21 protein-coding genes are annotated in these 22785 nt (G+C 67.9%); 11 read left to right on the forward strand and 10 right to left on the reverse strand.

All coding sequences use genetic code 11. From position 1 onward, the window contains the following. Positions 1-31 precede the first annotated feature (31 nt). A complete protein-coding gene (locus ACSLUQ_RS15190) occupies positions 32-826 on the forward strand; it encodes an alpha/beta fold hydrolase (RefSeq protein WP_461809013.1) in 795 nt (264 codons plus the stop codon). A gap of 83 nt (positions 827-909) precedes the next feature. Here the strand turns inward: ACSLUQ_RS15190 and ppa are convergent, their stop codons facing one another. The 4 genes from ppa to ACSLUQ_RS15210 all read right to left on the reverse strand — a co-directional run bounded on the left by ppa (position 910) and on the right by ACSLUQ_RS15210 (position 4256). Further along, positions 910-1443, reverse strand: a complete 534-nt coding sequence (ppa, locus tag ACSLUQ_RS15195; RefSeq protein WP_417771665.1) for an inorganic diphosphatase — start codon at positions 1441-1443, stop codon at positions 910-912. A gap of 198 nt (positions 1444-1641) precedes the next feature. Next, positions 1642-2244: an RNA 2',3'-cyclic phosphodiesterase gene (thpR, locus tag ACSLUQ_RS15200; protein WP_461809014.1), complete on the reverse strand. Its 603-nt coding sequence runs from the start codon at positions 2242-2244 to the stop codon at positions 1642-1644. Positions 2245-2427: 183 nt separating this feature from the next. Further along, positions 2428-3480 (reverse strand): aldo/keto reductase, encoded by a 1053-nt coding sequence (locus tag ACSLUQ_RS15205; protein WP_417771663.1) that lies wholly within the window; start codon positions 3478-3480, stop codon positions 2428-2430. Between the two features lie 83 nt (positions 3481-3563). Beyond that, complete coding sequence (locus ACSLUQ_RS15210) at positions 3564-4256, reverse strand: arylesterase (protein WP_461809015.1); 693 nt, start codon at positions 4254-4256, stop codon at positions 3564-3566. A gap of 83 nt (positions 4257-4339) precedes the next feature. Between ACSLUQ_RS15210 and ACSLUQ_RS15215 the strand changes: the two genes are divergently transcribed. The 5 genes from ACSLUQ_RS15215 (at position 4340) to ACSLUQ_RS15235 (ending at position 12174) form a co-directional block, all read left to right on the forward strand. Continuing rightward, on the forward strand, positions 4340-5062 hold the full coding sequence (locus tag ACSLUQ_RS15215) for an ABC transporter ATP-binding protein (protein WP_461809016.1): 723 nt from the start codon (positions 4340-4342) through the stop codon (positions 5060-5062). 2 nt (positions 5063-5064) lie between these two features. Next, a complete protein-coding gene (locus tag ACSLUQ_RS15220; RefSeq protein WP_461809017.1) occupies positions 5065-7665 on the forward strand; it encodes an ABC transporter permease in 2601 nt (866 codons plus the stop codon). A 210-nt stretch (positions 7666-7875) separates the two neighbouring features. After that, positions 7876-8634 carry a hypothetical protein gene (locus tag ACSLUQ_RS15225; RefSeq protein WP_417771660.1) on the forward strand — a complete coding sequence of 253 codons (759 nt, stop codon included), beginning with the start codon at positions 7876-7878 and terminating at the stop codon, positions 8632-8634. Positions 8635-8991: 357 nt separating this feature from the next. Continuing rightward, a complete protein-coding gene (locus tag ACSLUQ_RS15230; RefSeq protein ID WP_417771659.1) occupies positions 8992-9753 on the forward strand; it encodes a Bax inhibitor-1/YccA family protein in 762 nt (253 codons plus the stop codon). A 312-nt stretch (positions 9754-10065) separates the two neighbouring features. Then, positions 10066-12174 (forward strand): S8 family peptidase, encoded by a 2109-nt coding sequence (locus tag ACSLUQ_RS15235; RefSeq protein WP_461809018.1) that lies wholly within the window; start codon positions 10066-10068, stop codon positions 12172-12174. A 92-nt stretch (positions 12175-12266) separates the two neighbouring features. On the opposite strand, the gene ACSLUQ_RS15240 is transcribed toward ACSLUQ_RS15235, so the two are convergent. Further along, the gene (locus tag ACSLUQ_RS15240) at positions 12267-12641 is read right to left on the reverse strand and encodes a DUF2794 domain-containing protein (RefSeq protein WP_461809019.1); all 375 of its coding nucleotides are present in this window, start codon (positions 12639-12641) and stop codon (positions 12267-12269) included. 432 nt (positions 12642-13073) lie between these two features. On the opposite strand from ACSLUQ_RS15240, the gene ACSLUQ_RS15245 reads away from it, so the two are divergent. Further along, positions 13074-13595 (forward strand): GNAT family N-acetyltransferase, encoded by a 522-nt coding sequence (locus ACSLUQ_RS15245; RefSeq protein WP_417771656.1) that lies wholly within the window; start codon positions 13074-13076, stop codon positions 13593-13595. A 138-nt stretch (positions 13596-13733) separates the two neighbouring features. Here the strand turns inward: ACSLUQ_RS15245 and ACSLUQ_RS15250 are convergent, their stop codons facing one another. After that, positions 13734-15416, reverse strand: coding sequence for an acyl-CoA dehydrogenase family protein (locus ACSLUQ_RS15250; protein ID WP_461809020.1), 1683 nt, complete (start codon positions 15414-15416; stop codon positions 13734-13736). 254 nt (positions 15417-15670) lie between these two features. Here ACSLUQ_RS15250 and ACSLUQ_RS15255 point away from each other — a divergent pair, with 254 nt between their 5' ends. Then, complete coding sequence (locus ACSLUQ_RS15255) at positions 15671-16543, forward strand: YihY/virulence factor BrkB family protein (RefSeq protein WP_417771654.1); 873 nt, start codon at positions 15671-15673, stop codon at positions 16541-16543. A 48-nt stretch (positions 16544-16591) separates the two neighbouring features. Here ACSLUQ_RS15255 and ACSLUQ_RS15260 read toward each other — a convergent pair whose 3' ends face one another. Continuing rightward, the gene (locus ACSLUQ_RS15260; protein WP_417771653.1) at positions 16592-17485 is read right to left on the reverse strand and encodes a DMT family transporter; all 894 of its coding nucleotides are present in this window, start codon (positions 17483-17485) and stop codon (positions 16592-16594) included. A gap of 194 nt (positions 17486-17679) precedes the next feature. Here ACSLUQ_RS15260 and ACSLUQ_RS15265 point away from each other — a divergent pair, with 194 nt between their 5' ends. The 3 genes from ACSLUQ_RS15265 to ACSLUQ_RS15275 all read left to right on the forward strand — a co-directional run bounded on the left by ACSLUQ_RS15265 (position 17680) and on the right by ACSLUQ_RS15275 (position 21450). Further along, entirely contained in the window at positions 17680-19668 is a 1989-nt protein-coding gene (locus ACSLUQ_RS15265; RefSeq protein ID WP_461809021.1) for a methyl-accepting chemotaxis protein, read from the forward strand. A gap of 135 nt (positions 19669-19803) precedes the next feature. Next, positions 19804-20139 (forward strand): hypothetical protein, encoded by a 336-nt coding sequence (locus tag ACSLUQ_RS15270; protein ID WP_417771651.1) that lies wholly within the window; start codon positions 19804-19806, stop codon positions 20137-20139. Between the two features lie 126 nt (positions 20140-20265). Next, on the forward strand, positions 20266-21450 hold the full coding sequence (locus ACSLUQ_RS15275) for an NAD(P)/FAD-dependent oxidoreductase (protein ID WP_417771650.1): 1185 nt from the start codon (positions 20266-20268) through the stop codon (positions 21448-21450). Between the two features lie 45 nt (positions 21451-21495). On the opposite strand, the gene ACSLUQ_RS15280 is transcribed toward ACSLUQ_RS15275, so the two are convergent. The 3 genes from ACSLUQ_RS15280 to ACSLUQ_RS15290 are packed head-to-tail and all read right to left on the reverse strand — an operon-like array spanning position 21496 to position 22772. Then, positions 21496-21930 (reverse strand): metallopeptidase family protein, encoded by a 435-nt coding sequence (locus tag ACSLUQ_RS15280; protein WP_417771649.1) that lies wholly within the window; start codon positions 21928-21930, stop codon positions 21496-21498. A 35-nt stretch (positions 21931-21965) separates the two neighbouring features. Then, positions 21966-22229, reverse strand: a complete 264-nt coding sequence (locus tag ACSLUQ_RS15285) for a hypothetical protein (RefSeq protein ID WP_417771648.1) — start codon at positions 22227-22229, stop codon at positions 21966-21968. A gap of 30 nt (positions 22230-22259) precedes the next feature. Further along, positions 22260-22772, reverse strand: coding sequence for a disulfide bond formation protein B (locus tag ACSLUQ_RS15290; RefSeq protein ID WP_461809022.1), 513 nt, complete (start codon positions 22770-22772; stop codon positions 22260-22262). Positions 22773-22785: the final 13 nt, after the last annotated feature.

Here is a 22785-nt window from a genome sequence, read left to right on the forward strand (position 1 = left end):
AAAGTGGAAAACTCGCCTGACGGAGATTCCCGTGACGCCACCTCCCATTGCCCTCCCCTTCTTCGAACGCGGCCCGCTCGCGGACGCCCCGGAAAACGCCGGCGCGCCCGTGCTGCTGCTGCATGGCTTCGGCGGCGATGCCCGCGGCTGGGTCGACCTGCAGGAGGGGCTTGCCGGCCTTCGTCGCACGCTCGCCGTCGACCTGCCCGGCCACGGACGGGCGCTCGGCTGGCCGCGCATAGGCGGCGCCGGCGTCGCCGCGCGCGCCGTGCTCGGCACGCTCGACGCGCTGGAGATCCCCCGCGCCCATCTCGTCGGCCATTCCATGGGCGGCGCGACGGCGGCATTGGTCGCGTTGAAGGCGCCGGAGCGCATCGCCAGCCTGACGCTGCTCTCTCCCGGCGGTTTCGGAACGCAGATCAACCACCTGCTGCTCAGGCGCTTCGCCGCCGCCACGCAAGCGCAGGAGCTGCATGTTCTCTTCGAACAGTTCTTTGCCTGGGACTACGAACTCGCTCCCCTCGTCTCGCGCCAGATGGCCGGAGAGCGCGCCCGTCCGGGCGTCGTCGAGACGCTTGCCGAGATCGCCGGCGCGATCCTCGACGGAGCGGGCCAGGCGACACTGCCGCTCGAAGATCTCGCCGCCCTCGGCATTCCCGTGAAGCTTGTCTGGGGCACCGAGGACCGGGTGCTGCCGGTCGACCAGACGCGCGGTGTTCCAGGCGCCTTCGCCGTCCATGTCTTCCCGCGTGTCGGCCACATGCCGCATCTGGAGATCCCCGAGGCGGTGCAGCGCCTCGTCACGGAGCAGATCTCCGGCCGCTGAGCGCGGCGAAAATGAAAAGGGCCGCGCCGGAATGCCGGCGCGGCCCCTTTTTTCGTTTCGGTATAGACCCGTAACGCGGTGTCTTACTTGGCGGCCTTGGCGCGCTCAATCGACTCCAGAATGATGCGCTTGGCCTCGTCCGGACCACCGAAGCCGGTGATCTTCACCCACTTGTTCGGCTCCAGATCCTTGTAGTGCTCGAAGAAATGCTTGATCTGCTGGATGGTGATGTCCGGCAGGTCCTCGTAATGGTTCACGTTCTCGTAGCGGCGCGTCAGCTTGGCCGACGGCACGGCGAGGATCTTCTCGTCCTGGCCCGCCTCGTCTTCCATGAACAGCACGCCGATCGGGCGGCAGCTCATGATCGCGCCGGGAACGATCGGGCGCTGGTTGGCGACGATCACGTCAACCGGATCGCCGTCGCCGCACAGCGTGTGCGGAACGAAGCCGTAGTTTCCAGGATAACGCATCGGGGTGTAGAGGAAGCGGTCCACGTACATGGCGCCCGCATCCTTGTCCATCTCGTACTTGATGGGCTCGCCACCGACCGAGACCTCGATGATCACGTTGATGTCTTCGGGCGGGTTCTTGCCGATCGGCACGGCATCGATGCGCATGAATGGGGCTCCTCGGACAGGCGGCGGGACGTCATCGCCCGACCGCGGACCTTGCGTGAAATATCGCCGGCTGTATCGCAAGCCGGGCGCGCGAAGGCAAGACGGAATTTGTGCGCTGCACCTTTGCGCGCGCTGCCGTTCGCGGGCAAAACCCGCCGTTCCGTCTCCCGAAGGCCGAGCCTGGCCCCGCGCCTGCCGCTACCAGTGGTCGGCCGGTGCGCCGAGCCAGTCGTCGGGCGCAACGCCGCCCGCCCCGCCGCTGGTCTCCCTGCCAAGCGGGTAGGTTTCCTCGACCAGATAGGGGCCCCCGCCCACGCTTGCCCGCGAGGACAGCAGCACGAAGCGCTTGACGGTGAAGGTCAGGTCCTGAAAGTCGCCATGCTCGGCGAGCCATCTGGCCACGTCCTGATTGGTCGCCGAACGGCAGCGCGCCAGTGTGACATGGGGGATGTATTTGCGCCGCTCCGGGGAAAGCCGCAGGCGCTGCATCAGCCGCTCCTGCTCCGCCTGCATCTCCATCAGCTCCGGCGTCGGCTCCACCCGCGCGAAGATCGCGTGCGGCTTGCCGTTGGCAAAGGCGCCGAGGCCGGTCAGGCGAATTTCCACCGGGTCGCGGCGAACGCGCGACAGGGCGTCGGCGATCTCGTCGGCCATGCGGTCGTCGATGTCGCCGATGAAGCGGAGCGTGATGTGGTAATTCTCGGGATCGATCCAGCGCGCGCCGCGCAGGCCGCCACGGAGAAGGGAGAGCATGAGACCCGTTTGCGACGGAATCTCAAGCCCGGTGAACAGTCGAGGCATGGTGTGACCCTCCTCTGTCGCCGATGACTTCATCAGGACGAGAAACACACCGCACTGCAAGAAAAAACGGTTTTGCGCGCCACATCAGGATCTTGCGCGCGCCACCCGTCGCCTCGCCGGCCCGTCCGCGTGTGACGTGGCGGGCCGGCGAGAATCAGTTTCGCACGAAGACCCCTTGCCGGCTTACGGGCAGGGGCTGCCGTGATTCTGGTAGATCTCGTTGATCCGCGTCTCGATCTCCTCGGTGATCTTGAGATCCTGCGCGCCGAGATCGTGCTCGAGCTGGGAGAGCGATGTCGCGCCCAGGATCACCGAAGTGGTGAAGGGGCGGGTCTCGGCAAAGGCGATGGCGAGCTGCGAGGGCGACACACCAAGTTCCGCGGCAAGATCCACATAGGCGTTGATCGCTGCTTCGGCGCCCGGCTTCTCATAGCGCTGCAGACGGTTGAACAGCGTCTTGCGCGCGCCTTCCGGCAGCGCCCCGTCGCGGTACTTGCCGGTCAGGTACCCCTGGCCCAGCGCCGAATAGGCGAGCAGGCCGACCTGTTCGCGGTGGGCGATCTCGGCAAGGCCGGTCTCGAACGTCCGGTTGACGAAATTATAGGCGTTCTGGATCGAGGCGACGCGCGGCAGCCCCATCTTCTCGGCAATCGCCAGATAGCGCATGGTGCCCCAGGCGCTCTCGTTGGAAAGCCCGATGTGGCGCACCTTGCCGGCCTTCACCAGGTCGGCGAGCGCGGCCAGCGTCTCCTCGATGGCGATCTCGTCCTCGAGCGGCGCCGGGTCCTGCCAGATCGTCGGATTGGAGCCGAAGCCGGAGACGTTCCGGTCTGGCCAGTGCACCTGATAGAGATCGACATGGTCGGTGCCGAGACGCTTCAGGCTCTTGTCGATGGCCTCTTCCACATGGGCGCGCGAAAGATTGGCCTTCACGCCGCCATCGCGGAACCAGGTGTTGTCGCTGCGTCCGACGATCTTGGTGGCGAGCACGACCTTGTCGCGGGTGCCGCGCGCCTTCATCCAGGTGCCGATGATTTCCTCGGTCCGCCCCTGGGTCTCCGCCTTGGGCGGGATCGGATAGAGTTCGGCCGCGTCGATCAGGTTGATGCCGCGATCGAGCGCGAGGTCGAGCTGGGCATGACCTTCGGCCTCGGTGTTCTGTTCGCCGAAGGTCATCGTTCCGAGCGACAGGCTCGAAACGGTAATGTCGGTGCGTCCAAGACGGCGCTGTTCCATGGGGGTCTGTTGTCCTGACTGGGAGTGTCTTGCTTGGGAGCAATACGTAAGGGGCGACAATTTGACCCCGCCCCGGCCACAGGTCAACCGCGCGAGGCGGCCACCTCCTCGACAATTTTCACAAGACCGGGAAGGATGCCCTCGACGATGATCGCAACCCCCTTCGCGGTCGGATGCATGCCGTCAGGCAGCACCGTGTCCGCGGAGACCGGGATGCCGGCCAGAAAATATGGATAGAGCGCTACATCGTACTTCTGCGCCAGTTCGGGATAAATCGCGTCGAAGCCGCTGGCGTAGTCTTCGCCCATGTTGCGCGGCGCCTTCATGCCGGCGAGCAGCACCTTGATGCCGCGCTCCTTCAGCCGCACGATGATGGCATCGAGATTGTCACGCGCCGCCTCGACCGGCAGCCCGCGCAGCGCGTCGTTGGCGCCAAGCTCGACGATGGCGATCTCCACCTCGTCGCCGATGGACCAGTCGAGCCGCGCGCGCCCGGCGCCGGTCGTGTCGCCGGAGACGGAGGCATCGATCACCCGCACGTCGTGGCCCCGTGCTGCCAGCGCCCGTTCGAGCTGCGCGTAGAAGGCATCCTCCGCGGGAAGCTGGTAGCCCGCCGACAGGCTGTCGCCGAAGGCCGCGATCACCACCGGCTCGGCCCGCGCCGCCCCGGTTGCCGCCGGCAGCAGCGACAGGGCGAGGCAAAGCGGCGCGAACGGTCTGAAAAGTGTAACGAAGCGTATCACCTGAAGCCTTCCTCTGGACGTCTGCGGGGGCATTCCCCATATCGCATGAAACCGCAAGCGGCGCCGGCACCCTTCGGCGCGCATCCGCCGTACCCGAGCGACATATAGGGCAGTGCATGACCGACCGGCCAGCTTCGGCGCCCCTGATTTCCCTTTCCGACGTGTATCTCAGCCTCGGCCATGGTGCCGGGCGGGTCGATATTCTCAAGGGCGTGGACCTCGAGATCGCCCGCGGACGCTCGCTCGGCATCGTCGGCCCCTCGGGCTCCGGCAAGTCGACGCTGCTGATGATCATGGCCGGCCTCGAGCGGGCCGACCGGGGCGTCGTGCGCGTCGGCGAGGCGGATCTCACCGCGCTTGGCGAGGATGACCTCGCCCGCTTCCGCGGCCGCGAGATCGGCATCGTCTTCCAGTCGTTCCACCTGGTGCCCAACATGACGGCGCTCGAGAACGTCGCCATTCCGCTGGAGCTTGCCGGCCGGCGGGACGCCTTCGTGCTCGCCGAGGCCGAGCTTGCCGCTGTCGGCCTCGCCGCACGTGCCCACCACTATCCCGCGCAGATGTCGGGCGGCGAGCAGCAACGCGTCGCCATCGCCCGTGCGCTCGTCACCCGCCCGCCACTGCTTCTGGCCGACGAGCCGACCGGCAACCTGGACGAGACGACCGGTGCACAGATCGTCGAGCTGATGTTCGCCGCCTGCGCCGAGCGCGGCATGACCATGGTGCTCGTCACCCATGACGCGGCCCTTGCCCGGCGCTGCGACGAGACGATCCGCGTGCGCGCCGGCCATATCGAGCGCCTCGAACCGGCAGGATCTCCCGCCGGAACGGAGGCGTGACAATGCACGGCACGGCGAGCCCGCCCGCCCCGCGGATCCCATCCCCCGCGCCCCGCAGGTCGCCACCGCTTTCCCTGGCGCTGCGCTTCGCCCTGCGCGAGATGCGCGGCGGCCTCAAGGGGTTCTATGTCTTCATCGCCTGCATCGCGCTCGGCGTGGCGGCGATCTCCGGCGTCACCTCTGTATCGCGTGCACTGGTCGAGGGCATCGCCGCCGAAGGCACCTCGATCCTGGGCGGCGACATCTCCTTCCGTCTCACCCACCGCCAGGCCGACGAGGCGGAGGCCGCCTACCTGCAAAGCCTTGGCCAGGTCTCGCGCGTCGCCACCCTGCGCGCCATGGCCCGCGTTCCCGCAAGCGGCGACCAGACGCTGGTCGAGCTCAAGGCCGTGGACGACGCCTATCCGCTCTACGGTGCCATGCGCCTGTCCGACGGCGGAGACTTCCGCGCTGGTCTTGCCAGGCGCGACGGCGGCTTCGGCGTGCTCGTCGAGCCGGAGCTTCTTGTCCGCCTCGGGCTTGCCGAGGGCGACACGCTTCGCCTCGGCCGCGCCGACCTGAAGATTTCCGGCACCATCGCCGCCGAACCCGACCGGCTCAGCGACGGCATCAATTTCGGCCCCCGCGTCATCGTCTCGCAGCAGGCACTGGCCGAGACCGGGCTCGTCCAGCCCGGCAGTCTGGTGCGCTGGACCTACCGGGTGCGCCTTCCCGAGGGCACCGGCCTCGACGAGATCCGCACCCTGAGCGAGGAGGCCAACCAGCGCTTCCCGCTTGCCGGCTGGCGTATCCAGTCGCGCGCCGAGGCCGCCCCGGGTCTCCAGCGCAACATCGGACGGCTTGCCCAGTTCCTCACCCTCGTCGGCCTCACCGCGCTCGTCGTCGGCGGCGTCGGCGTCGCAAACGCGGTGCGCTCCTACCTCGATGCCAAGCGCCCGGTGGTCGCCACCCTGCGCTGCGTCGGCGCCGATGGCGCCTTCGTCTTTCGCGTCTACCTGATCCAGATCCTGCTGCTCGCACTCGCCGGCATCGTCATCGGGCTTGCCATCGGCGCACTCATTCCCTTCGCCGCCGCCGGCGCGCTCGCCACGATCCTGCCGATCCATGCGGTCGCGAGCATCTACCCGCTGGAACTCGGTCTCGGCGCGCTCTACGGCGGGCTGACGGCGGTCACCTTCGCGCTCTGGCCGCTCGGCCGGGCCCATGACGTGCCGCCGCGCCTGCTGTTTCGCGACGACGTCAGCGGCGAGAGCCGCTGGCCCCGCGCGCGCTACGTCGTGGCAACCGGCGTCGCCGTGCTGCTGCTCGCCTCCCTCGCGGTGGCGCTGTCGGGCGACCTGCGGGTCTCACTCACCTATGTCGGCGCGACCCTTGCGGTTTTCGCGCTGCTTGCCCTGATCGCCCGGCTGATCATGGCGCTGGCCCGCCGCGCCCCGCGCGCCCGCTCCACCGGGCTGCGGCTTGCCGTCGGCAACATCCACCGGCCAGGCGCGCTGACGCCCTCCGTCGTGCTGTCCCTCGGTCTCGGCCTGTCGCTGCTGGTCACGCTGGCGCTGATCGACGGCAACCTGCGCCGCGAGCTCGGCGAGACCATCGCGGCCCAGGCGCCAAGCTTCTTCTTCCTCGACGTGCAGCAGAACGAGCGCGAGGCCTTCGACGCGCTCCTGGCGCGCGAGGCGCCGGGCGCGAAGATCGACGGCGCGCCGATGCTGCGCGGCCGCATCACCGCTGTGAACGACGTGCCCGCCGACGAACTCACCCCCGCCGAGGGCGGCGCCTGGGTCCTGCGCGGCGACCGGGGCATCACCTATTCCACCGACATCCCGGCCAACTCCAAGCTGACGGAAGGCGACTGGTGGCCGGCCGGCTACGGCGGCGAGCCGCTGGTCTCCTTCGAGGCCGACGCCGGCCGGGCGCTTGGCCTCAAGCTCGGCGACACGCTGACGGTCAATGTGCTCGGCCGCGCCGTCACCGCGCGGATCGCCAACTTCCGCCAGGTGGATTGGGAATCGCTCTCCATCAACTTCGTCATGGTGTTTTCGCCCAACACCTTCGCCGGCGCGCCACACACCCATCTGCGCACGCTGACCTACGCTGATGGCGGCGGCGAGACGCGGGAGCTGGCGCTGCTGAAGACGCTCTCCGATACCTTTCCGACCGTGACCGCGGTGCGCGTCAAGGACGCCATCGATCAGATCAACGGGCTCGTCGCCCAACTCGCCTGGGCGATAAGGGCGGCCGCCTCGGTCACCCTCGTCGCCTCCGTGCTGGTGCTCGCCGGGGCGCTCGCCGCCGGTCACCGGCACCGGGTGCATGACGCGGTGATCCTCAAGACGCTGGGCGCGACGCGGGCGCGGCTGATCGGCGCCTTCGCGCTGGAGTATGCGCTGCTCGGCCTCGTCACCGCGGCCTTCGCGGTGCTCGCCGGAACGCTTGCCGCCTCCTTCGTGCTGACCCGCGTGATGAACACGGGCTTCACCTTTCTGCCGGCCACCGCCGTCGGCGCGGCGCTTGCCGCGCTCGTGCTGACGGTCGGCCTCGGCCTTGTCGGCACCTGGCGCGTACTCGGCCGCCGCCCCGCGCCGGTGCTGCGCAACCTCTGAGCTCAAGGCAGGGGCCCGCACCCTACCCTTGCAAATTGCACACACCGGCAAGTTTCGGGCAAGCATGTCGCCGCTTTCCCCGGAAACCTGGCCAATTGGCGGATAGCAAGGGTTTTCACAGCGTCTCGGACGGTTAAGATCGCGACCGGAACAAATGTGTCCCTCGAACGGGGGGGCCGACCGACGCATATCGACCGGGAGACACACCAAATGACGACAGTCCGAAACCCGCTTCGGCGCCTTGCCGTGGCCGCCGCCCTCGCCGCGACCGCCTGGGCCATGCCGGCGCAGGCGGAATCGCCCTTCCACACCGGCGTCTGGCAGGTGAACGCTCCCACGGGTTCGCAAGGCCTTGTCGTCAGCGACTGGCTGGTCTTCGAGGAGGGCCTGCCCAAGCGCTGGCTCTACCGCAAGGCCGGCACCAACGACCAGAACCAGTTCGACTTCCTCACCCGCACCATCGGCGAGAGCGTCTATGCGCCGGTCGAGATCCGCGTCTACCGCACCGGCGAACACGAGATGAAGTACACCGTCTTCATCAAGGGCCAGGAGCCGGTCGAACTGTCCGCCAACCGTCTCTCGATCCCCAACTACAAGAACTCCTGCCTGTCGGTCGAGAACAAGAGCGAGCGTCTGTTCGGCAACTGGACGGGCACCACTGCCTCGTCGTTCAAGCGCATGCGCCTGACCAAGTCGAAACTCACCATCGACGGCCAGAGCCGCACCATCGAGGCCATGCCCGTGCGCGTCGGCCGCCTCGGCATCGTCGAGAACGGCCAGCCGATCGCCTTCCTCACCGACGGCGGCGGCGACTATGCCGTCGTCCAGTGGTTCAAGCCGGGCGTCGACGTCGCCACGATGCGGGATCCGAAGAAGGAGATCCTCGACTTCGCCCGCGAGGAGATCGTGCGTCAGCCGGGAGGCACCTGCGACAGGCAGATCAAGTCCCGTCTGAAGGCGATGAAATAACACGACACGGCGGGGCGAATGCCCCGACCGCGAGGCAAGGCCGCCCGGATCATCCGCTCCGGGCGGCCTTCGCGTTTTGCGCGAAAGGTCACGGTGCGTTTACCCCGCGCGAAACATGACGGCACCGGAATGCGAAAACGGCTTTTCGCCTCTTGTTCATGCCATTGAGCGTGTCCATATTCGGTAAGACGTGTGGGTCTTCGCGCCAGCGGTGTCCCTTGGGGCTGCGCGGATGACGCGAAAGCCCGGCATGTCGGACCCGCGATGGCGGGTCGAAACGCATCATGGCCATGGTTTTGCGGGTACGCCGACGGCGATCCGCGAGCATGGCGACGAGAGGGACAGAAAGGACACTCGATGTCGACCTTCGACCGCAATTCGAACCTTCGGTATTCTGCGGCCGGCGCGCGTGCCGAGGCCGGCGTCTATGATGAAGGCCTGCGCGCCTACATGCTGGGCGTCTACAACTACATGGCGCTGGGCCTCGGCATCACCGGCCTTGCCGCGCTCGCGACCTTCTATTTCGCGATTGACCAGTCCTCGGGCGGCATGGCGCTGACCCCGTTCGGTCAGGCGATCTATCTGAGCCCGCTCAAGTGGGTGGTCATGCTCGCACCGCTCGCCGCGGTGTTCTTCCTGAGCTTCCGCATCCAGAAGATGAGCGCATCGGCCGCGCAGACGACCTTCTGGGTCTATGCCGCGATCATGGGCGTATCGCTGTCGTCGATCTTCCTGGTCTTCACCGGTGGCTCGATCGCACGCGTGTTCTTCATCACCGCCGCATCCTTCGGCGCGTTGAGCCTTTATGGCTACACGACGAAGAAGGATCTGTCGGGCTGGGGTTCGTTCCTGTTCATGGGCCTGATCGGCATCGTCATCGCGTCGATCGTGAACATCTTCCTCGCCTCTTCGGCGATGCAGTTCGCCATCTCCGTGATCGGCGTCCTGGTGTTTGCGGGCCTCACCGCCTACGACACCCAGCAGATCAAGGAAATGTACTACGAGGGCGACAGCTCGGAGGTTTCGATCAAGAAGTCGGTCATGGGAGCGCTGCGCCTCTACCTCGACTTCATCAACCTCTTCCTGATGCTGCTGCAGCTCTTCGGCAACCGCGACTGAGGATGCCGACAGCCGCACCGCACGACGCGGTCTGGCACCGAATGCAAAAAAAGGGCGCGAGGGAAACCTCGCGCCCTTTTTCATTCTCCCGACGATTCATCACGCTGCCGGGGCATCGCGGCGACCGCTCGCCAGCCAGCCGAAGGCCCGCCGCCTGCCCCTTTCGCACCTGCGCTTTTGCCGCTCCGTCCAGCCGGATCTGCACTCCGTCCATTTTATTAAACCGTTGATTTTCATGGGCCGTTTCGCAATTGACGGGCCCTGAGACGCGCGCAATATCGCCGCCATCGCATTATCTATGGATGGATCGACATGTCTCGCGTGTTCCCCTTGCATACCCGGCGCGCTGCCGGCGTGGTTTCCCGCCGCGCGGCCGGCCTCCGCCTCGGCGTCAGCGCCGCCGCGGCCATGGTCCTGCTGCTTCCCGGCCTTGCCGCCGCCGAACCGATGCCGCCCGTCGACGAATACGCCGCCCAGTGGGGCCTCGGCATGATCGGCGCGAAGGCTGCCCATGACCGTGGCTACACCGGCTCGGGCGTCACCGTCGGCGTCGTCGACAGCGGCGTCCTGCCCCTGCATCCCGATCTTGTCGCCAACCTGTCCGATCTGTCCTATTCGGGCGTGACCGGCCTGCCGGTCGCAGCCGACGGCAACGGCCACGGCACCCATGTCGCCGGCACCATCGCCGCGACGCTCAACGGCGTTGGCATGGTCGGCGTCGCCCCGGGCGCAAAAGTCGCGCCGCTGCAGCTTGCCAACGACGCCGGCAACATCGATCAGGCGACGCTCGATCAGGTGGTCTCCAACGTCTATGCCTATGGCCTGGCCAACGGCATCGAGTTCTACAACAACTCCTGGGGCTCCGATCCGGTGATGCCGGCGTCCGGCCCCGATCTCGAGGCGGCGCGCCATTATTTCGAGGTCGAGAACCCGAATACGCTCGCCGCCTTCCGCTCCGCCGCCAACGCCGGCTCGGTGCTCGTCTGGGCCGCCGGCAACGACGGACTGGCAAGCGTTGCCTACGAGCCCGGCCTGCCGGTTCTCTATCCCGAGCTCCAGGCCAACTGGATCGCCGTCGCCGCCGTCGGCCAGACCGGCGAAGTCACCGACTATTCCAACCGCTGCGGCATCGCGGCCGCCTGGTGCCTTTCCGCCCCCGGCGGCGATGACGACCAGGAGAATGGCGGCATCTATTCGACCGCCAATGACGGCACCTACGTGCGCATGTCCGGCACCTCCATGGCCGCGCCGCATGTCACCGGCGCGCTCGCCATCGCCCGTCAGATGTTCCCCAACGCCAAGGCCACCGATCTGGCCCAGCTCGTGCTCGCCACGGCGACCGACGTGGGTGCCGCCGGCATCGACGACGTCTACGGCTGGGGCATCCTCAACCTCGACAACCTGACGTCGACGAGGGACGCGGCCACCGGTGCCGTCTATTCGCAGGGCGCCTTCGCCCAGACGCGCACCCTCGGCCAGATCGCCGACATCGCCGGCAACCTGTCGGGCAGCCTCGGCGGCGGCGATCCGGCGCCTGGCGGCGTCACGCTGTCCACCCACGGCGCGGCCCCGACGGCTGACATGCGCATGCGCTGGTGGTTGGCGCCGATGGCGGGCTTCACCCAGACCTCGGCAAGCGCCACCACCGCCTCGGCGATCACCCGCACCGGCGGCGCCATCACCGGCCTCGACTTCCGCCCCTCCGAGGAAGTGCGCTTCGGCTTCGGCGTCGGCTTCAGCCAGTCGCGCACGGGCAGTGCCGGCAACAAGGTCAGCTCGACCGGCGTGCACGGCCTTGCCTATGCTGGCTATTCGACGGATGTCTGGTTCACGGACGGCGGCTTCGGCGTCAGCCGCTTCGAGACGAAGACCACCCGCTCGGGCATCGCCGGCCTCGGCGGCGCCGCCGCCGGCCTCACCGGCAAGAGCTCCGGCACCGATGTCGGCGCCTGGGGCAACGCGCGCGTCGGCATGACCTTCGCGACGCTCGCCGCGACGCTTCAGCCCTATGCCCAGGCGCGTGCCGTTCACCAGTGGCTCGGCTCCCAGTCCGAAAGCGGCGCCGGTATCTTCGGCCTGAGCGCGGCCTCCGCCACCACGATGCAGACCGACCTCGGCGCCGGCGTCCGCGTCACCGGCAATGCCCTCGCCCTCGGTGCCGGCGCGGAGCTGCGCCCGGTGGTCGATGTCGCCTACGCCCGCGCCATCGGCTCGCTCGGCGACAGCCGCTCGGTGACCATGCTGGGCTCGCCCGTCGCGGCAAGCGCCGTTGGCGTCGGGCGCGACATTGCCCGTCTCGGCGCAGGACTCACCTACACCGCCATGGACGGGCGTCTGAGCGGCAGTCTCGGCTACGCGGGCGAATTTCGCGCCCGGGCCACATCCCATGCCCTGAACGCAAGCATCGGCCTGCGGTTCTAGGCATTGCCGGCCGCTTCAGGCCGGCGTGCGTGACGTGCAACACCTGAAGCGGCGCATGCGCCGCTTCCTTTTTTTCATGTCCTGAAAAAGCCTCAGACCAGCGATAGGTGCCGCTTCTTCTCGAAGACCCGCAACACCTGGGCAAGCTCGCCGCCGCGTTTCAGGAGCGCCCCGCCGGCGCCAACGACCGCATAGGCTCCCTGTCGACGCGCGTTCCGCGGCACCTTCTCGATGCGATAGAGCGGCATTTCCGAGCTGCGGCGGAAAATCGAGAACACCGCCCGGTCCTTCAGATGGTCGATCGCATAGTCGCGCCACTCGCCGGCGGCGACCTTCTGTCCGTAGACACGCAGGATCAGATCGAGCTCCCGCCGGTGAAATGCGGTGATGGGCAGGGGTGCCGGTCCCGACCGGTCGGGCGCGCCGTCGGCCCCCCGTCGTGCGGTTTCATCCTCGACCTCGCTCATGGCGCCTCCCGCATTTCGCCGCGTCATCCTCCCGTCATGATGGGCCGCGCCGCGCCGGCAATGCAAGCCTCGTTCTGGAATCCCCGGATTCAGCCGTTTCCGCCGGTTTTCGCGGCTCCTTCAAATTTCACAGTTTCGCCCCATTGCAGCCCATACCGCGCCATCTTGAGCGACGAAAAAAGCATGGTTGCAGAAGGAACCGCCGTGGAGCTTCGGAACGCAACAGCCCCCCAGCCCCCCGGGGTTTCGCGGCACAAGGATCCGGTTCTCCGACTGTCATGCAGTCGGTCAGGACACTGAATGCAACCGGAAGGGCCGGCCTTGAGCCGGCCCTTTTCCGTTTCCCCACCTCCCCGCTGTTCTCCTGGACAAAATTTCGCACCGTGGTTTCCGCAGCTTTTGTCGCGGCCCGATCGGCGCTATCATGTCCTCATGACCCTCGGCCTGACCTCCCTGCGCCCAGCGCGCGACAATGATGCCGAAGCGCTCGCCACCATCCATGAGGAGACCTGGCGGGCGACCTATCGCGGTGTCATCGACGGGCTTGAGCTGGAACGGATGATCTCCAAGCGCGGGCCGAAATGGTGGCGCACGGCGCTGGCCCGCGGGGTCCGCATCAAGGTCCTCTATGTGGCGGGCACGCCGGCCGGCTATGCCACCTTCGGCCGCAGCCGCATGCGCGAGCTTCCCTTCGAGGGCGAGATCTACGAGCTCTACGTGCGGCCCGACCACCAAGGCATGGGCTTTGGCACCGAGCTGTTCCAGGCCGCCCGCGCGGCACTGGAACGCACGCGGCTCTCCGGCCTCGCCGTCCGGGTCGTGCGTGACAATGAGGAAGCCGTGCGGTTCTACCACCACCGCGGCGGCCAGGTGCTGATGACCAGCCGCGAGCGCATCGCCCAGACCGCGCTCGACCTCACCGTCTTCGGCTGGTTCCCCGACGATCTGACCTGACGATCTCCCGCAAGGCCCCCGGGCACTTGCGGTTGAGGGGACGGACGACCGACCGCCCGTCCCGTGCTTGCGGTCGTCCGCCAACTCAGTCCTTTGGCATCGCCTGCCGGCTCTCAGTCCTTTGCGTCGCCTGCCGGCTCAGTCGCGCCCGTCGAGCAGACGCCGCGCGATCACCTGCGCCTGGATTTCGGCGGCGCCTTCGAAGATGTTGAGGATGCGCGCGTCGCAAAGCACCCGGCTGATCTGGTATTCCAGCGCGAAGCCGTTGCCACCATGGATCTGCAGCGCATTGTCCGCCGCCGCCCAGGCAACGCGGGCGCCGAGCAGCTTGGCCATGCCCGCCTCCAGATCGCAGCGCCGGCCGGAGTCCTTCTCCCAGGCGGAAAAATACGTGAGCTGGCGCGCGGCCATCAGTTCCGCCGCCATCAGCGCCAGCTTGTCCGACACGCGCGGGAAGGCGATCAGCGGCTTGCCGAACTGGATGCGCTCCTGCGCATAGCGCAGCCCCAGGTCGAGCGCCGCCTGCGCGACGCCAAGGGCCCGCGCCGCGGTCTGGATGCGGGCCGCTTCGAATGTCTGCATGAGCTGCTTGAAGCCCTGCCCCTCGACCCCACCGAGCAGGTTTTCATGCGCCACCTCGAAGCCGTCGAAGGCGATCTCATATTCCTTCATGCCGCGATAGCCAAGAACCTCGATCTCGCCGCCGGACATGCCCGGCGCGGGGAACGGATCCGCGTCCGTGCCGCGCGGCTTGGTCGCCAGGAACATCGAAAGTCCGCGATAGCCCGGCTCGGAGGGGTCGGTGCGCGCCAGCAACGTCATCACGTCGGCGCGCACGGGATGGGTGATCCACGTCTTGTTGCCATAGATCTTCCAGACATCCCCCTCGCGCACGGCCCGCGTCTTCAGCGAGGCAAGGTCGGAACCGGTGTTTGGTTCGGTGAAGACGGCGGTCGGCAGCACCTCGCCAGTGGCGATCTTCGGCAGCCACTCCCGCTTTTGCGCCTCCGTTCCCCCGCACAGGATCAGCTCCGCCGCAATTTCCGAGCGGGTGCCGAGCGAGCCGACGCCGATATACGCGCGGCTCAGCTCCTCAGAAACCACGCACATGCTCTCCTTGCCGAGCCCCAGACCGCCGAACTCCTCGGGGATGGTCAGGCCGAAGACCCCAAGGTCGGCCATCTCGCCGATCACCTCGAGCGGGATGTAGTCGTTCCTCAGGTGCCAGTCATGGGCGAAGGGCTCGACCCGATCGGAAGCAAAGCGGCGCATCTCGCTGCGCACCTGCTCGTAGGTCTCGTCGAGCCCCGTGGCGCCGAACACCGAAACGCCCTGCTGCTGGCGGATCAGCTCGGCAAGCAGCGCGCGCACCTCGACCGTGTTGCCGCTCGCAACCAGCGTCGCGACCGCATCCGTCTCGAAGCCGGCCGCCTCGCCGCGCGAGATGCCGAGATCGGCAAGACGCACGGTCTCGCCCTGGTTCATCGGGATGCCGCCGAAGATCTGCGCCAGATATTCCGCGAAGGCGAGGCGGACGATGCAATCTTCCGTCGCGCCGAAACGACCCGCCTCCCGCAGCCGGCCGGCATAGGCGTCGAGCTGCCGCAGCGCGCTCACATAGGTGGCAAGCCAGGCAAGACCATGGGCGGCACGCTGCTCGCGCTCCATCGCCTCGCCCGAGATCCGGCCGTTCTCGACGACACGGGCGCGTACGCGCTCCACCGCCAGCTCGAGAAGATCCGACACCGCGCCGACAGCCTCCGCCGTCAGCGTCTCCATCGGCCTGTCGGCGGCGTTCCCGGCCTGTCCGGCACTGTGCATCCTCTCACTCCCTCTCACCGCCCGGCGATCGTCGCGCCGCAACGCATGTCCGCTCGCGGCCCGGTTCGCCGATGCCGCTGGTGCTGCACCGCCCTCCGCGATGGTGCAGCGCACACAATATCGCGCCGACGCCGCGAAGCAATCCTCCAATTGACGAAGGCTCCGAGAAACTTTGTTGCGCGCCCGACGGTTTGGCCGGCACGACCGGCCGCACCGCCTTGACGAGACCGGTCCGGCGCTTCAAAAGCCGTTGCATGCGCGTTTTTGCCCCCCTGCGTGCGGCCGCCACCATCCTGTGGGATGCGGTCAGCCACATGACCAACGACGATGGCTTCGCGCTGGCGAGCCACGTCGCGCTGTCCTCGCTTCTGGCGCTGTTTCCATTTCTGATCTTCGTGGCCGCGCTCACCGGTTTTCTCGGCATGGCCGACATGGCCGACAGGATCACCGCGCTGCTGTTCGACACCTGGCCGAAGCAGGTGGCCGGCCCCATCGCCAGGGAAATCCGCGTCGTGCTGACCGAGCCGCGCGGCGACGCGCTGACCTTCGGCATCGCGGTCACCCTGTGGTTCGCCGCCAATGGCGTCGACGCGCTGCGGGTGGCGCTGAACCGCGCCTATGGCGTGCTGGAATGGCGCGGCTATTTCCGGCTGCGGCTGCTGGCGATCGTCGGCGTCCTCGTCGGCTCCATCGTGCTGATCGTCTTCGGCTTCATGATCGTGCTCGCTCCGCTGGCCATCAAGGCGGCGGTGGCCGCCGCCCCGGTGCTCGAGGCCTTCATCTCCAGGCTCAACCTGTCGCGCTACGTCATCGCCACGCTGATGACCTTCGGCGGCCTTCTCGCGGTGCATCTGGTCCTGCCCGCCGGACGGATGCGCCTCATCGACGTGCTGCCCGGCATCGGCGTCACGCTGGCGCTGTGGCTGGCCTCGGGCGCGGCCTTCGGCGCCTATCTGGCGAGCTTCGCCAACTATGTTTCCACCTACGCCGGTCTTGCCGGCGTGATGACAGCGCTCGTCTTCCTCTACCTCGTGTCGCTATGCTTCGTCTTCGGCGGCGAATTCAACGCCGCGATCCTGCGCTGGCGGCGCGAGCGGGCCAAGACCCGCCTCGCCCCCGCGCCCTGAAACACCGTATCCCGGACTCCGCGGCCCGGGATACGACGAGGGCGTGGCTCACGCCGGCGCGCGGCGCGTGCCGATGCGCCTTTCGCGGATCATCAGCAGAGCCGCGACGACGAGCCCCGTGCCCAGGATCTGCAGCGGCACCAGTGTCTCGCCAAAGAGAAGGTAGCTTTCCACCGCGGTCGCCACCGGCACTAGGTAGAACAGGCTCGCCACCTTGGCGGCGCTGCCCTCGCGGATCAGCACCATCAGCAGCAGGATCGCACCGAGCGAGAGAACCAGCACCAGCCAGGCCATCGCGAACAGCAGCTCTCCCGACCAGGTGATCTGCCAGCTTTCGGCAAGCGACAGTGGCGCGACCACGGCAAGCGCGCCGACATACTGGATCGCCGTCCCCGCGACGAGATCGACGCCGCCGGCAAAGCGCTTCTGATAGACCGTACCAAAGGCAATGCCGGCGACCGCGAGAAGGCAGATGCCGATGTTTTCCACGCTCAGCCCCGAGGCGACCGCGCCGAGCTTCGGCCCCATCACCAGCACCAGCCCCGCCGCGCCGACGGCCAGCCCCGCCCAGTGCCGCCCGCTAACCCGCTCGCCCAGCATTGGCCCGGCGAGCAGTGCCGTCATCAGCGGCTGCAGGCCCAGCACCAGCGCCGTGATGCCCGCCGGCATGCCATGGGCGATGGCATAGAAGACGCCGCCCAGATAGACGCCGTGAATGAGCACGCCAGCGACCAGCCCGTGCAGCCAGCCACGCCCCGTGCGCGGCCATGTCACGCGGAACGCGACGGCAAGGCAGACGAGCACCGGCAGCACCAGCAGGAAACGGACCGTGAGGAAGGTGAAGGGCTCGATATAGGGCGCGCCGAGCTTCGAGCCGATGAAACCGGTCGACCACAGCAGAACGAAGATTCCGGGAGCTATCTTTGTGATCAGGTTACGCAAGGAAACTAAAGTCCTGTTTTATTTGACGTAGCGGCCGATAATTAAAAACTGCCAAGCTCCGCTGTTGCCGATTTGATCGGCAGGATTAAAGCAATGGCAATATTCAAGACGCACAGTTCTGTCGAGATTGAATTCCCGACCGCGAGGATTTGGGTGTGACGAGATTGAACGTTCTCGCAGGGGCCGCCACCATAGTGGCTCGACTGACCGTCCGCATCAGGATTTTCCTGCTCATTGCCATCACCATGGCCGGCCTTGCCGCCATCGGCGGCGTGTTCTGGTGGAGCCAGGAAAGCGTCGAGGCAGCCTTCGCCCGTGCCGACGGCTTCACCGGCCTTGCCAGCGATGTCGCGGCGCTTGAGACCGCATCTGCAAATCTGCGCATGATCGAGAAGGCCTACCTCGGCGCGCCGACCGCCGCCCGGTTCGAGGAGTTCCAGGACGGGATCGCCCGGACCCGCGCGCAGATCGCCGAACTCGCGGCCCGGCCGGCGGCAAGGCCCTACGCGGAGGAGATCGACAAGGTGTCCTCCGTCGTCGGCGAGATCGGGCAGGTTTACGGCGAATTGCACGCGGTGCAGCAGCGCCTCGGGCTCGCCGACGCCGATCCCGACACCGACGCCGGTGCGCTGGCGACGCTTGCGCGCGCCGACCACGATCTCGTCACCCGCATCCAGAAGGAAGCCCGCTTCGCCCGCAACCCGGCCAACGACAAGCTCGCCTTCGCAGTGGTCGACATGGCCCGCGCCGGGAAGGCGGCGATCCTGCACATGGACGACGTCACCATCGGCGCCTTCGAGGTGACCGCCGGCCGTTTCGAGCGCTCCCTTGCCCGCGCCGCGTTCGAACAGGCGACGAAGGACGACCTCGCCGCCACGTTCGCCGTCTTCCGCAAGGCCATCGACGTGCTTGTCGCCGACGACAAGACGCGTGGCGCGATCACCGAGCGGCTCGAGGCGCATTTCGACGTGCTGCCGCCCTATCTGGCCGAACTTCGCGCCGCCGCCGCCGCCGGCCTTGCCGCGGCGAACGCTGATCTTGCCGGCAATCGCGCTCTCGCCTCGACGGTGATGACCGCGATCATGGTCGCCATGGTCGCCATGCTGCTGGTCGCCGGCCTTCTCATCGGCACCTCGATCGCCGGCCCGCTGGCCGTTCTGCGCAAGGCGATGGACCGGCTGGCACAGGGCGAGACCGACATCGACCTGCCGCACGCCGCCGGGCGCACCGAATTCGACGCCATGACCGCGTCCGTCGCCGTGTTCCGCGACAATGCCCTCGACCGGGAACGGCTGACGGCCGCGCGCGAGCAGGAAAGCGCCGGCCGAGAGGCCCGCATGGGACGGCTCGAGACCATGATTTCCGGCTTCGAGGACACCGCCAGCGCAGTCCTTGCCCGCCTCGACGAGGCGGCCGACGCGCTGGCCGACGCATCCGGCGCGCTCGGCGAGGCCACCGGCCGCGCCGCCGAGGAAGTTGGCGAGGCCGGCAACGCCGTGCGGATCGCCACCGACAATGTGACCTCCGCCGCCTCCGCCTCGGAAGAACTCAACGCTTCCATCGCCGAGATCGCCGCGCAGGCGCGACGCTCCACCGACGTCGCCGGCAGGGCCGTGGCCAGCGCGCGCGAGACCGGAAGCTCGATGACCGAGCTCTCCCGCACGGCCGACCGCATTGGCGAGGTCATGAGCCTCATTCGCGAGATCGCCAACCAGACCAACCTCCTCGCCCTCAACGCCACCATCGAGGCGGCGCGCGCCGGTGAGCACGGCCGGGGCTTCGCGGTCGTCGCGGCCGAGGTCAAGGACCTCGCCGGCCAGACCGCCAAGGCGACCGAGGACATCGCCCAGCAGGTGGAAGCGATCCAGTTTGCCTCCGCCACCGCCGTCAGCGCCATCGGCGACGTGGAAACCGTCATCGGCGAGATGAGCGACATCGCCGGGGCGGTCTCCGTCTCCGTCGAGGAACAGAGCCAGGCGCTCGACGCCATCGTGCAGAACACGGCGCGCGCCTCGGAACGCTCCGGCGCCGGCGCGGCGGCGATGGAGCGCGTCTCCGGCGCGACCGAGCATGCACGTGGCACCGGCACCCGTGTCGGCGAGCTCTCCGGCACGCTCGCCGACCAGGCTCGGGTGTTGCGCGCGGAAATCGCGGTCTTCCTGAAGGACGTGCGCGCCGCCTGAACACGCACGCTCGGCGCGCAAGATCGGCACCTGTGCACAGGCCCTGGCCTGCCTCGCGACACGCTTCAGATCGGCCTCGTCCTGGGATAGAGAAGAGTGCGCGATTGGCGCGCCTATCTTCTCGCAGGTGGTAATATGAGAAAGCTCAACTTCGCCCTGGCGGCGTCGGCAGTTGTCATGTGCGTATCGGCCCCCGCACAGGCCGAAGATCTCGTTTTCACGCTCAAGAACGGAACGAATTCCGTTCTGACCCACTTCTACACGTCTCCCGTCGGCGTGGAGAACTGGGAAGACGACGTGTTCGGGCGCGACGTGCTGGCTCCCGGCGAAAGCATCAAGATCACCATCGCCGACGGGCGGGAGGTCTGCGAATACGACATGAAATTCGAGTTCGAGGACGGCTCCGATCTGGACACCACCACGGACTCCCAGGATTTCTGCGAGATCGATTCCTACACGATCCACGAATGATCTTCAGGCGGGAGGCTCAGGTGCCTCCCGCCCTTGCCCTGCCCGCGCAACGCCATGCTGCGGCCTTGGCGCGGCCTTCGCTGCGTGCTACGTCCGGCCGGTCGCAACATGCAAGACGGGGATAGAATGGCCGACAGCATCGTCATTGTCGGGGCCGGTCAGGCCGGGGCGCAAATCGCCCATTCGCTGCGCACCGGCGGCTACACCGGTCGCCTCACCCTCATCGGCGACGAGGCACATCCGCCCTACCAGCGCCCGCCGCTCTCCAAGAAGCACCTGTCCGGCGAGATTGACGACGCGGGCCTGCACCTGCGTCCCTCCGCCTTTTATTCCCAGAACGAGATCGACTGCCGCTTCGCTTCCCCCGTGACCGCCATCGACCGAGCGGCGAAAACAGTCGCGCTGGAGGACGGCGAGAGCGTTTCCTACGACAAGCTGGTGATCGCCACCGGCACCCGGCCGCGCACCATTCCCCTTCCCGGGGCCTCGCTCCCCGGGGTTGTCACGCTGCGCAAGATCTCCGACATCGAGGCCATGCGCCCGCTTCTTGCCACCCCGGGCCGCATCGCCATCGTCGGCGCCGGCTATATCGGCCTGGAGGTCGCCGCGGTCGCGCGCGCCATGGGCCACGAGGTGGTGGTGGTCGAGGCTCAGGACCGGGTGATGAAGCGCGTCGTCACGCCCGGTGTCTCCGCCTGGTTCGACCGGATGCACCGCGACAACGGCGTAGAACTGCGGCTCGAAACCGGCGTTGCCGGCTTTACCGGCGACGACCGCGTTCGCGCGGTGACGCTCGCCGACGGGCATGAACTGGCCTGCGACATGGTGCTGGTGGCCGTCGGCGCGGTGCCGAACGACGAGCTGGCGACGGCCGCCGGCCTCGAAACCGACGACGGCATCCTCGTCGACGGCGCGGGACGCACCTCCGACCCGGACATCTTCGCCGCCGGCGACTGCACCCGCTTCTTCTCCACCCTCTACGGTCGCTCGGTCCGGCTGGAGAGCGTGCAGAATGCCATCGACCAGGGCAAGGCGGTCGCCGCCACCCTGCTCGGCGGCGAGGTCGACTACGACCCGGTGCCCTGGTTCTGGTCCGATCAGTACAAGACCAAGCTGCAGATCGCCGGCCTGTCGCAGGACTATGACGACGCCCGCACCTTCGGCGACCCGGCCTCCGGCAGCTTCTTCGTCGCCTATCTGAAGGAAGGTCGGCTGATCGCGGTCGACAGCATCAACCACCCGCGCTCGCACATGATGGCGCGCCGGGCGATCGGCTCACAGTTCCGCGAGGACCTGCTGCCCGCCGCCTGATCCGCACCGGCTGGAAAGAAAGACGGACCGAAAGAAGACGGCGACCTACTCGGCCGCCGCCTCGATCTCTTCCATGTCCTCGTCGCTCAGGCCGAAATGATGGCCGATCTCGTGCACCAGCACATGGGCGACGATGTCACCGAGCGGCTCTTCGTAGGCGGTCCAGTAGTCGAGGATGGCGCGGCGGTAGAGCCAGACCCGGTTGGGCATGCGCCCGCTCCAGCTCGCGCCCCCGCCCTGCGCCAGGCCGACGCCCTCGAACAGCCCCATCAGGTCGAAGGGGTCCTCGATGCCGAGGCTGTCGAGCGCATCGTCGTCGCCGAAATCCGCCACCCGGATCTCGATCTCGCCGCAGAGCGCGCGAAACCCCTCCGGCAGCGAGGCGAAGGCGTCGCGCGCCATGACCTCGAAATCGGCAAGGCCCGGCGCTAGCATGCCCGACCAGTCGACCGGCCTCGGCAGTCTCTCGCTCGATCCCATCTATAGCTCCCGCTTCGTCCGTTTCGCTCCACCGCTCACAGATAGGTCGCGATCAGGTAGATCACGAGCCCCACGGCGAAGACGGCCCCGGCCGTGCGCCCGATCTTGCGGCCGAGCCTGACGACCGGGTCGTTCGCGTCGTCGCCGGCTCCCGACCGCGACGCCCCGGCGAACCCGGCGCGCAGCACCGTCTCGCTCTCGCGCTCCGCCCGTCCAAGGGCGATCTCGGCCTCGCGCTGGCGCAAGGCCTCGCGCGCACGCGCGTGATCTCCTCCGCCGCCGTCCTTGTTCTCGCTCATCGCCGGCCCTCCCCGCCGTCTCGCTGGTTTTCAGCCGGCCGCGCGCCGGCCGCGAACCAGCGCGAACAGCGCCAGAACCGCGAGCCCGGCCGAAACGACCGCGTTCCATCCGGCGAACGACAGGCCGAACATCCGCCAGCTCGCCTCGGTGCAGCTCACCACGCGGGTCGACTTCAGCGCGTTCAGCATGTTGGCGGCCGATCCCGGGATCGCCGCGCCGCCGCCGCAGTCGGAAGGTCCCGCCCAGAAGTCCCATTCGGCGCCGGCCTGATAGACACCAAGTCCCGCGCCATAGGCAAAGATCGCCGCGACGACAACGAGCAGCAACGCGGTCAGCCCGCGCACCCGCCCCCTGGCGACAAGCGCCAGCGCCACGAGCGCCACCGGAAGGCCGATGTAATAGGGCACCCGCTGCTCGAGGCAGAGCTTGCAGGGCGCATAGCCGCCGATGAGCTGGAAGCCCCAGGCACCGAGAATGGCGGCCAGTCCGCCGACCAGAACCAGAAGAAGCGCCGCCATCGCGGACTTGCGTGCGGAATCCATGTCCGGGACCCTT

The organism is Stappia sp. ICDLI1TA098 (assembly GCF_054880955.1).

What these genes read in the sequence shown, in the direction of transcription:
- ACSLUQ_RS15275 (WP_417771650.1), top strand. Translation starts at nt 20,266, where the DNA reads ATGGCCGACAGCATCGTCATTGTCGGGGCCGGTCAGGCCGGGGCGCAA.
- ppa (WP_417771665.1), bottom strand. Translation starts at nt 1,443, where the DNA reads ATGCGCATCGATGCCGTGCCGATCGGCAAGAACCCGCCCGAAGACATC.
- ACSLUQ_RS15215 (WP_461809016.1), top strand. Translation starts at nt 4,340, where the DNA reads ATGACCGACCGGCCAGCTTCGGCGCCCCTGATTTCCCTTTCCGACGTG.
- ACSLUQ_RS15285 (WP_417771648.1), bottom strand. Translation starts at nt 22,229, where the DNA reads ATGAGCGAGAACAAGGACGGCGGCGGAGGAGATCACGCGCGTGCGCGC.
- ACSLUQ_RS15240 (WP_461809019.1), bottom strand. Translation starts at nt 12,641, where the DNA reads ATGAGCGAGGTCGAGGATGAAACCGCACGACGGGGGGCCGACGGCGCG.
- ACSLUQ_RS15245 (WP_417771656.1), top strand. Translation starts at nt 13,074, where the DNA reads ATGACCCTCGGCCTGACCTCCCTGCGCCCAGCGCGCGACAATGATGCC.
- ACSLUQ_RS15235 (WP_461809018.1), top strand. Translation starts at nt 10,066, where the DNA reads ATGTCTCGCGTGTTCCCCTTGCATACCCGGCGCGCTGCCGGCGTGGTT.
- thpR (WP_461809014.1), bottom strand. Translation starts at nt 2,244, where the DNA reads ATGCCTCGACTGTTCACCGGGCTTGAGATTCCGTCGCAAACGGGTCTC.
- ACSLUQ_RS15225 (WP_417771660.1), top strand. Translation starts at nt 7,876, where the DNA reads ATGACGACAGTCCGAAACCCGCTTCGGCGCCTTGCCGTGGCCGCCGCC.
- ACSLUQ_RS15280 (WP_417771649.1), bottom strand. Translation starts at nt 21,930, where the DNA reads ATGGGATCGAGCGAGAGACTGCCGAGGCCGGTCGACTGGTCGGGCATG.
- ACSLUQ_RS15220 (WP_461809017.1), top strand. Translation starts at nt 5,065, where the DNA reads ATGCACGGCACGGCGAGCCCGCCCGCCCCGCGGATCCCATCCCCCGCG.
- ACSLUQ_RS15255 (WP_417771654.1), top strand. Translation starts at nt 15,671, where the DNA reads ATGCGCGTTTTTGCCCCCCTGCGTGCGGCCGCCACCATCCTGTGGGAT.
- ACSLUQ_RS15210 (WP_461809015.1), bottom strand. Translation starts at nt 4,256, where the DNA reads ATGCCCCCGCAGACGTCCAGAGGAAGGCTTCAGGTGATACGCTTCGTT.
- ACSLUQ_RS15230 (WP_417771659.1), top strand. Translation starts at nt 8,992, where the DNA reads ATGTCGACCTTCGACCGCAATTCGAACCTTCGGTATTCTGCGGCCGGC.
- ACSLUQ_RS15290 (WP_461809022.1), bottom strand. Translation starts at nt 22,772, where the DNA reads ATGGATTCCGCACGCAAGTCCGCGATGGCGGCGCTTCTTCTGGTTCTG.
- ACSLUQ_RS15250 (WP_461809020.1), bottom strand. Translation starts at nt 15,416, where the DNA reads ATGCACAGTGCCGGACAGGCCGGGAACGCCGCCGACAGGCCGATGGAG.
- ACSLUQ_RS15270 (WP_417771651.1), top strand. Translation starts at nt 19,804, where the DNA reads ATGAGAAAGCTCAACTTCGCCCTGGCGGCGTCGGCAGTTGTCATGTGC.
- ACSLUQ_RS15205 (WP_417771663.1), bottom strand. Translation starts at nt 3,480, where the DNA reads ATGGAACAGCGCCGTCTTGGACGCACCGACATTACCGTTTCGAGCCTG.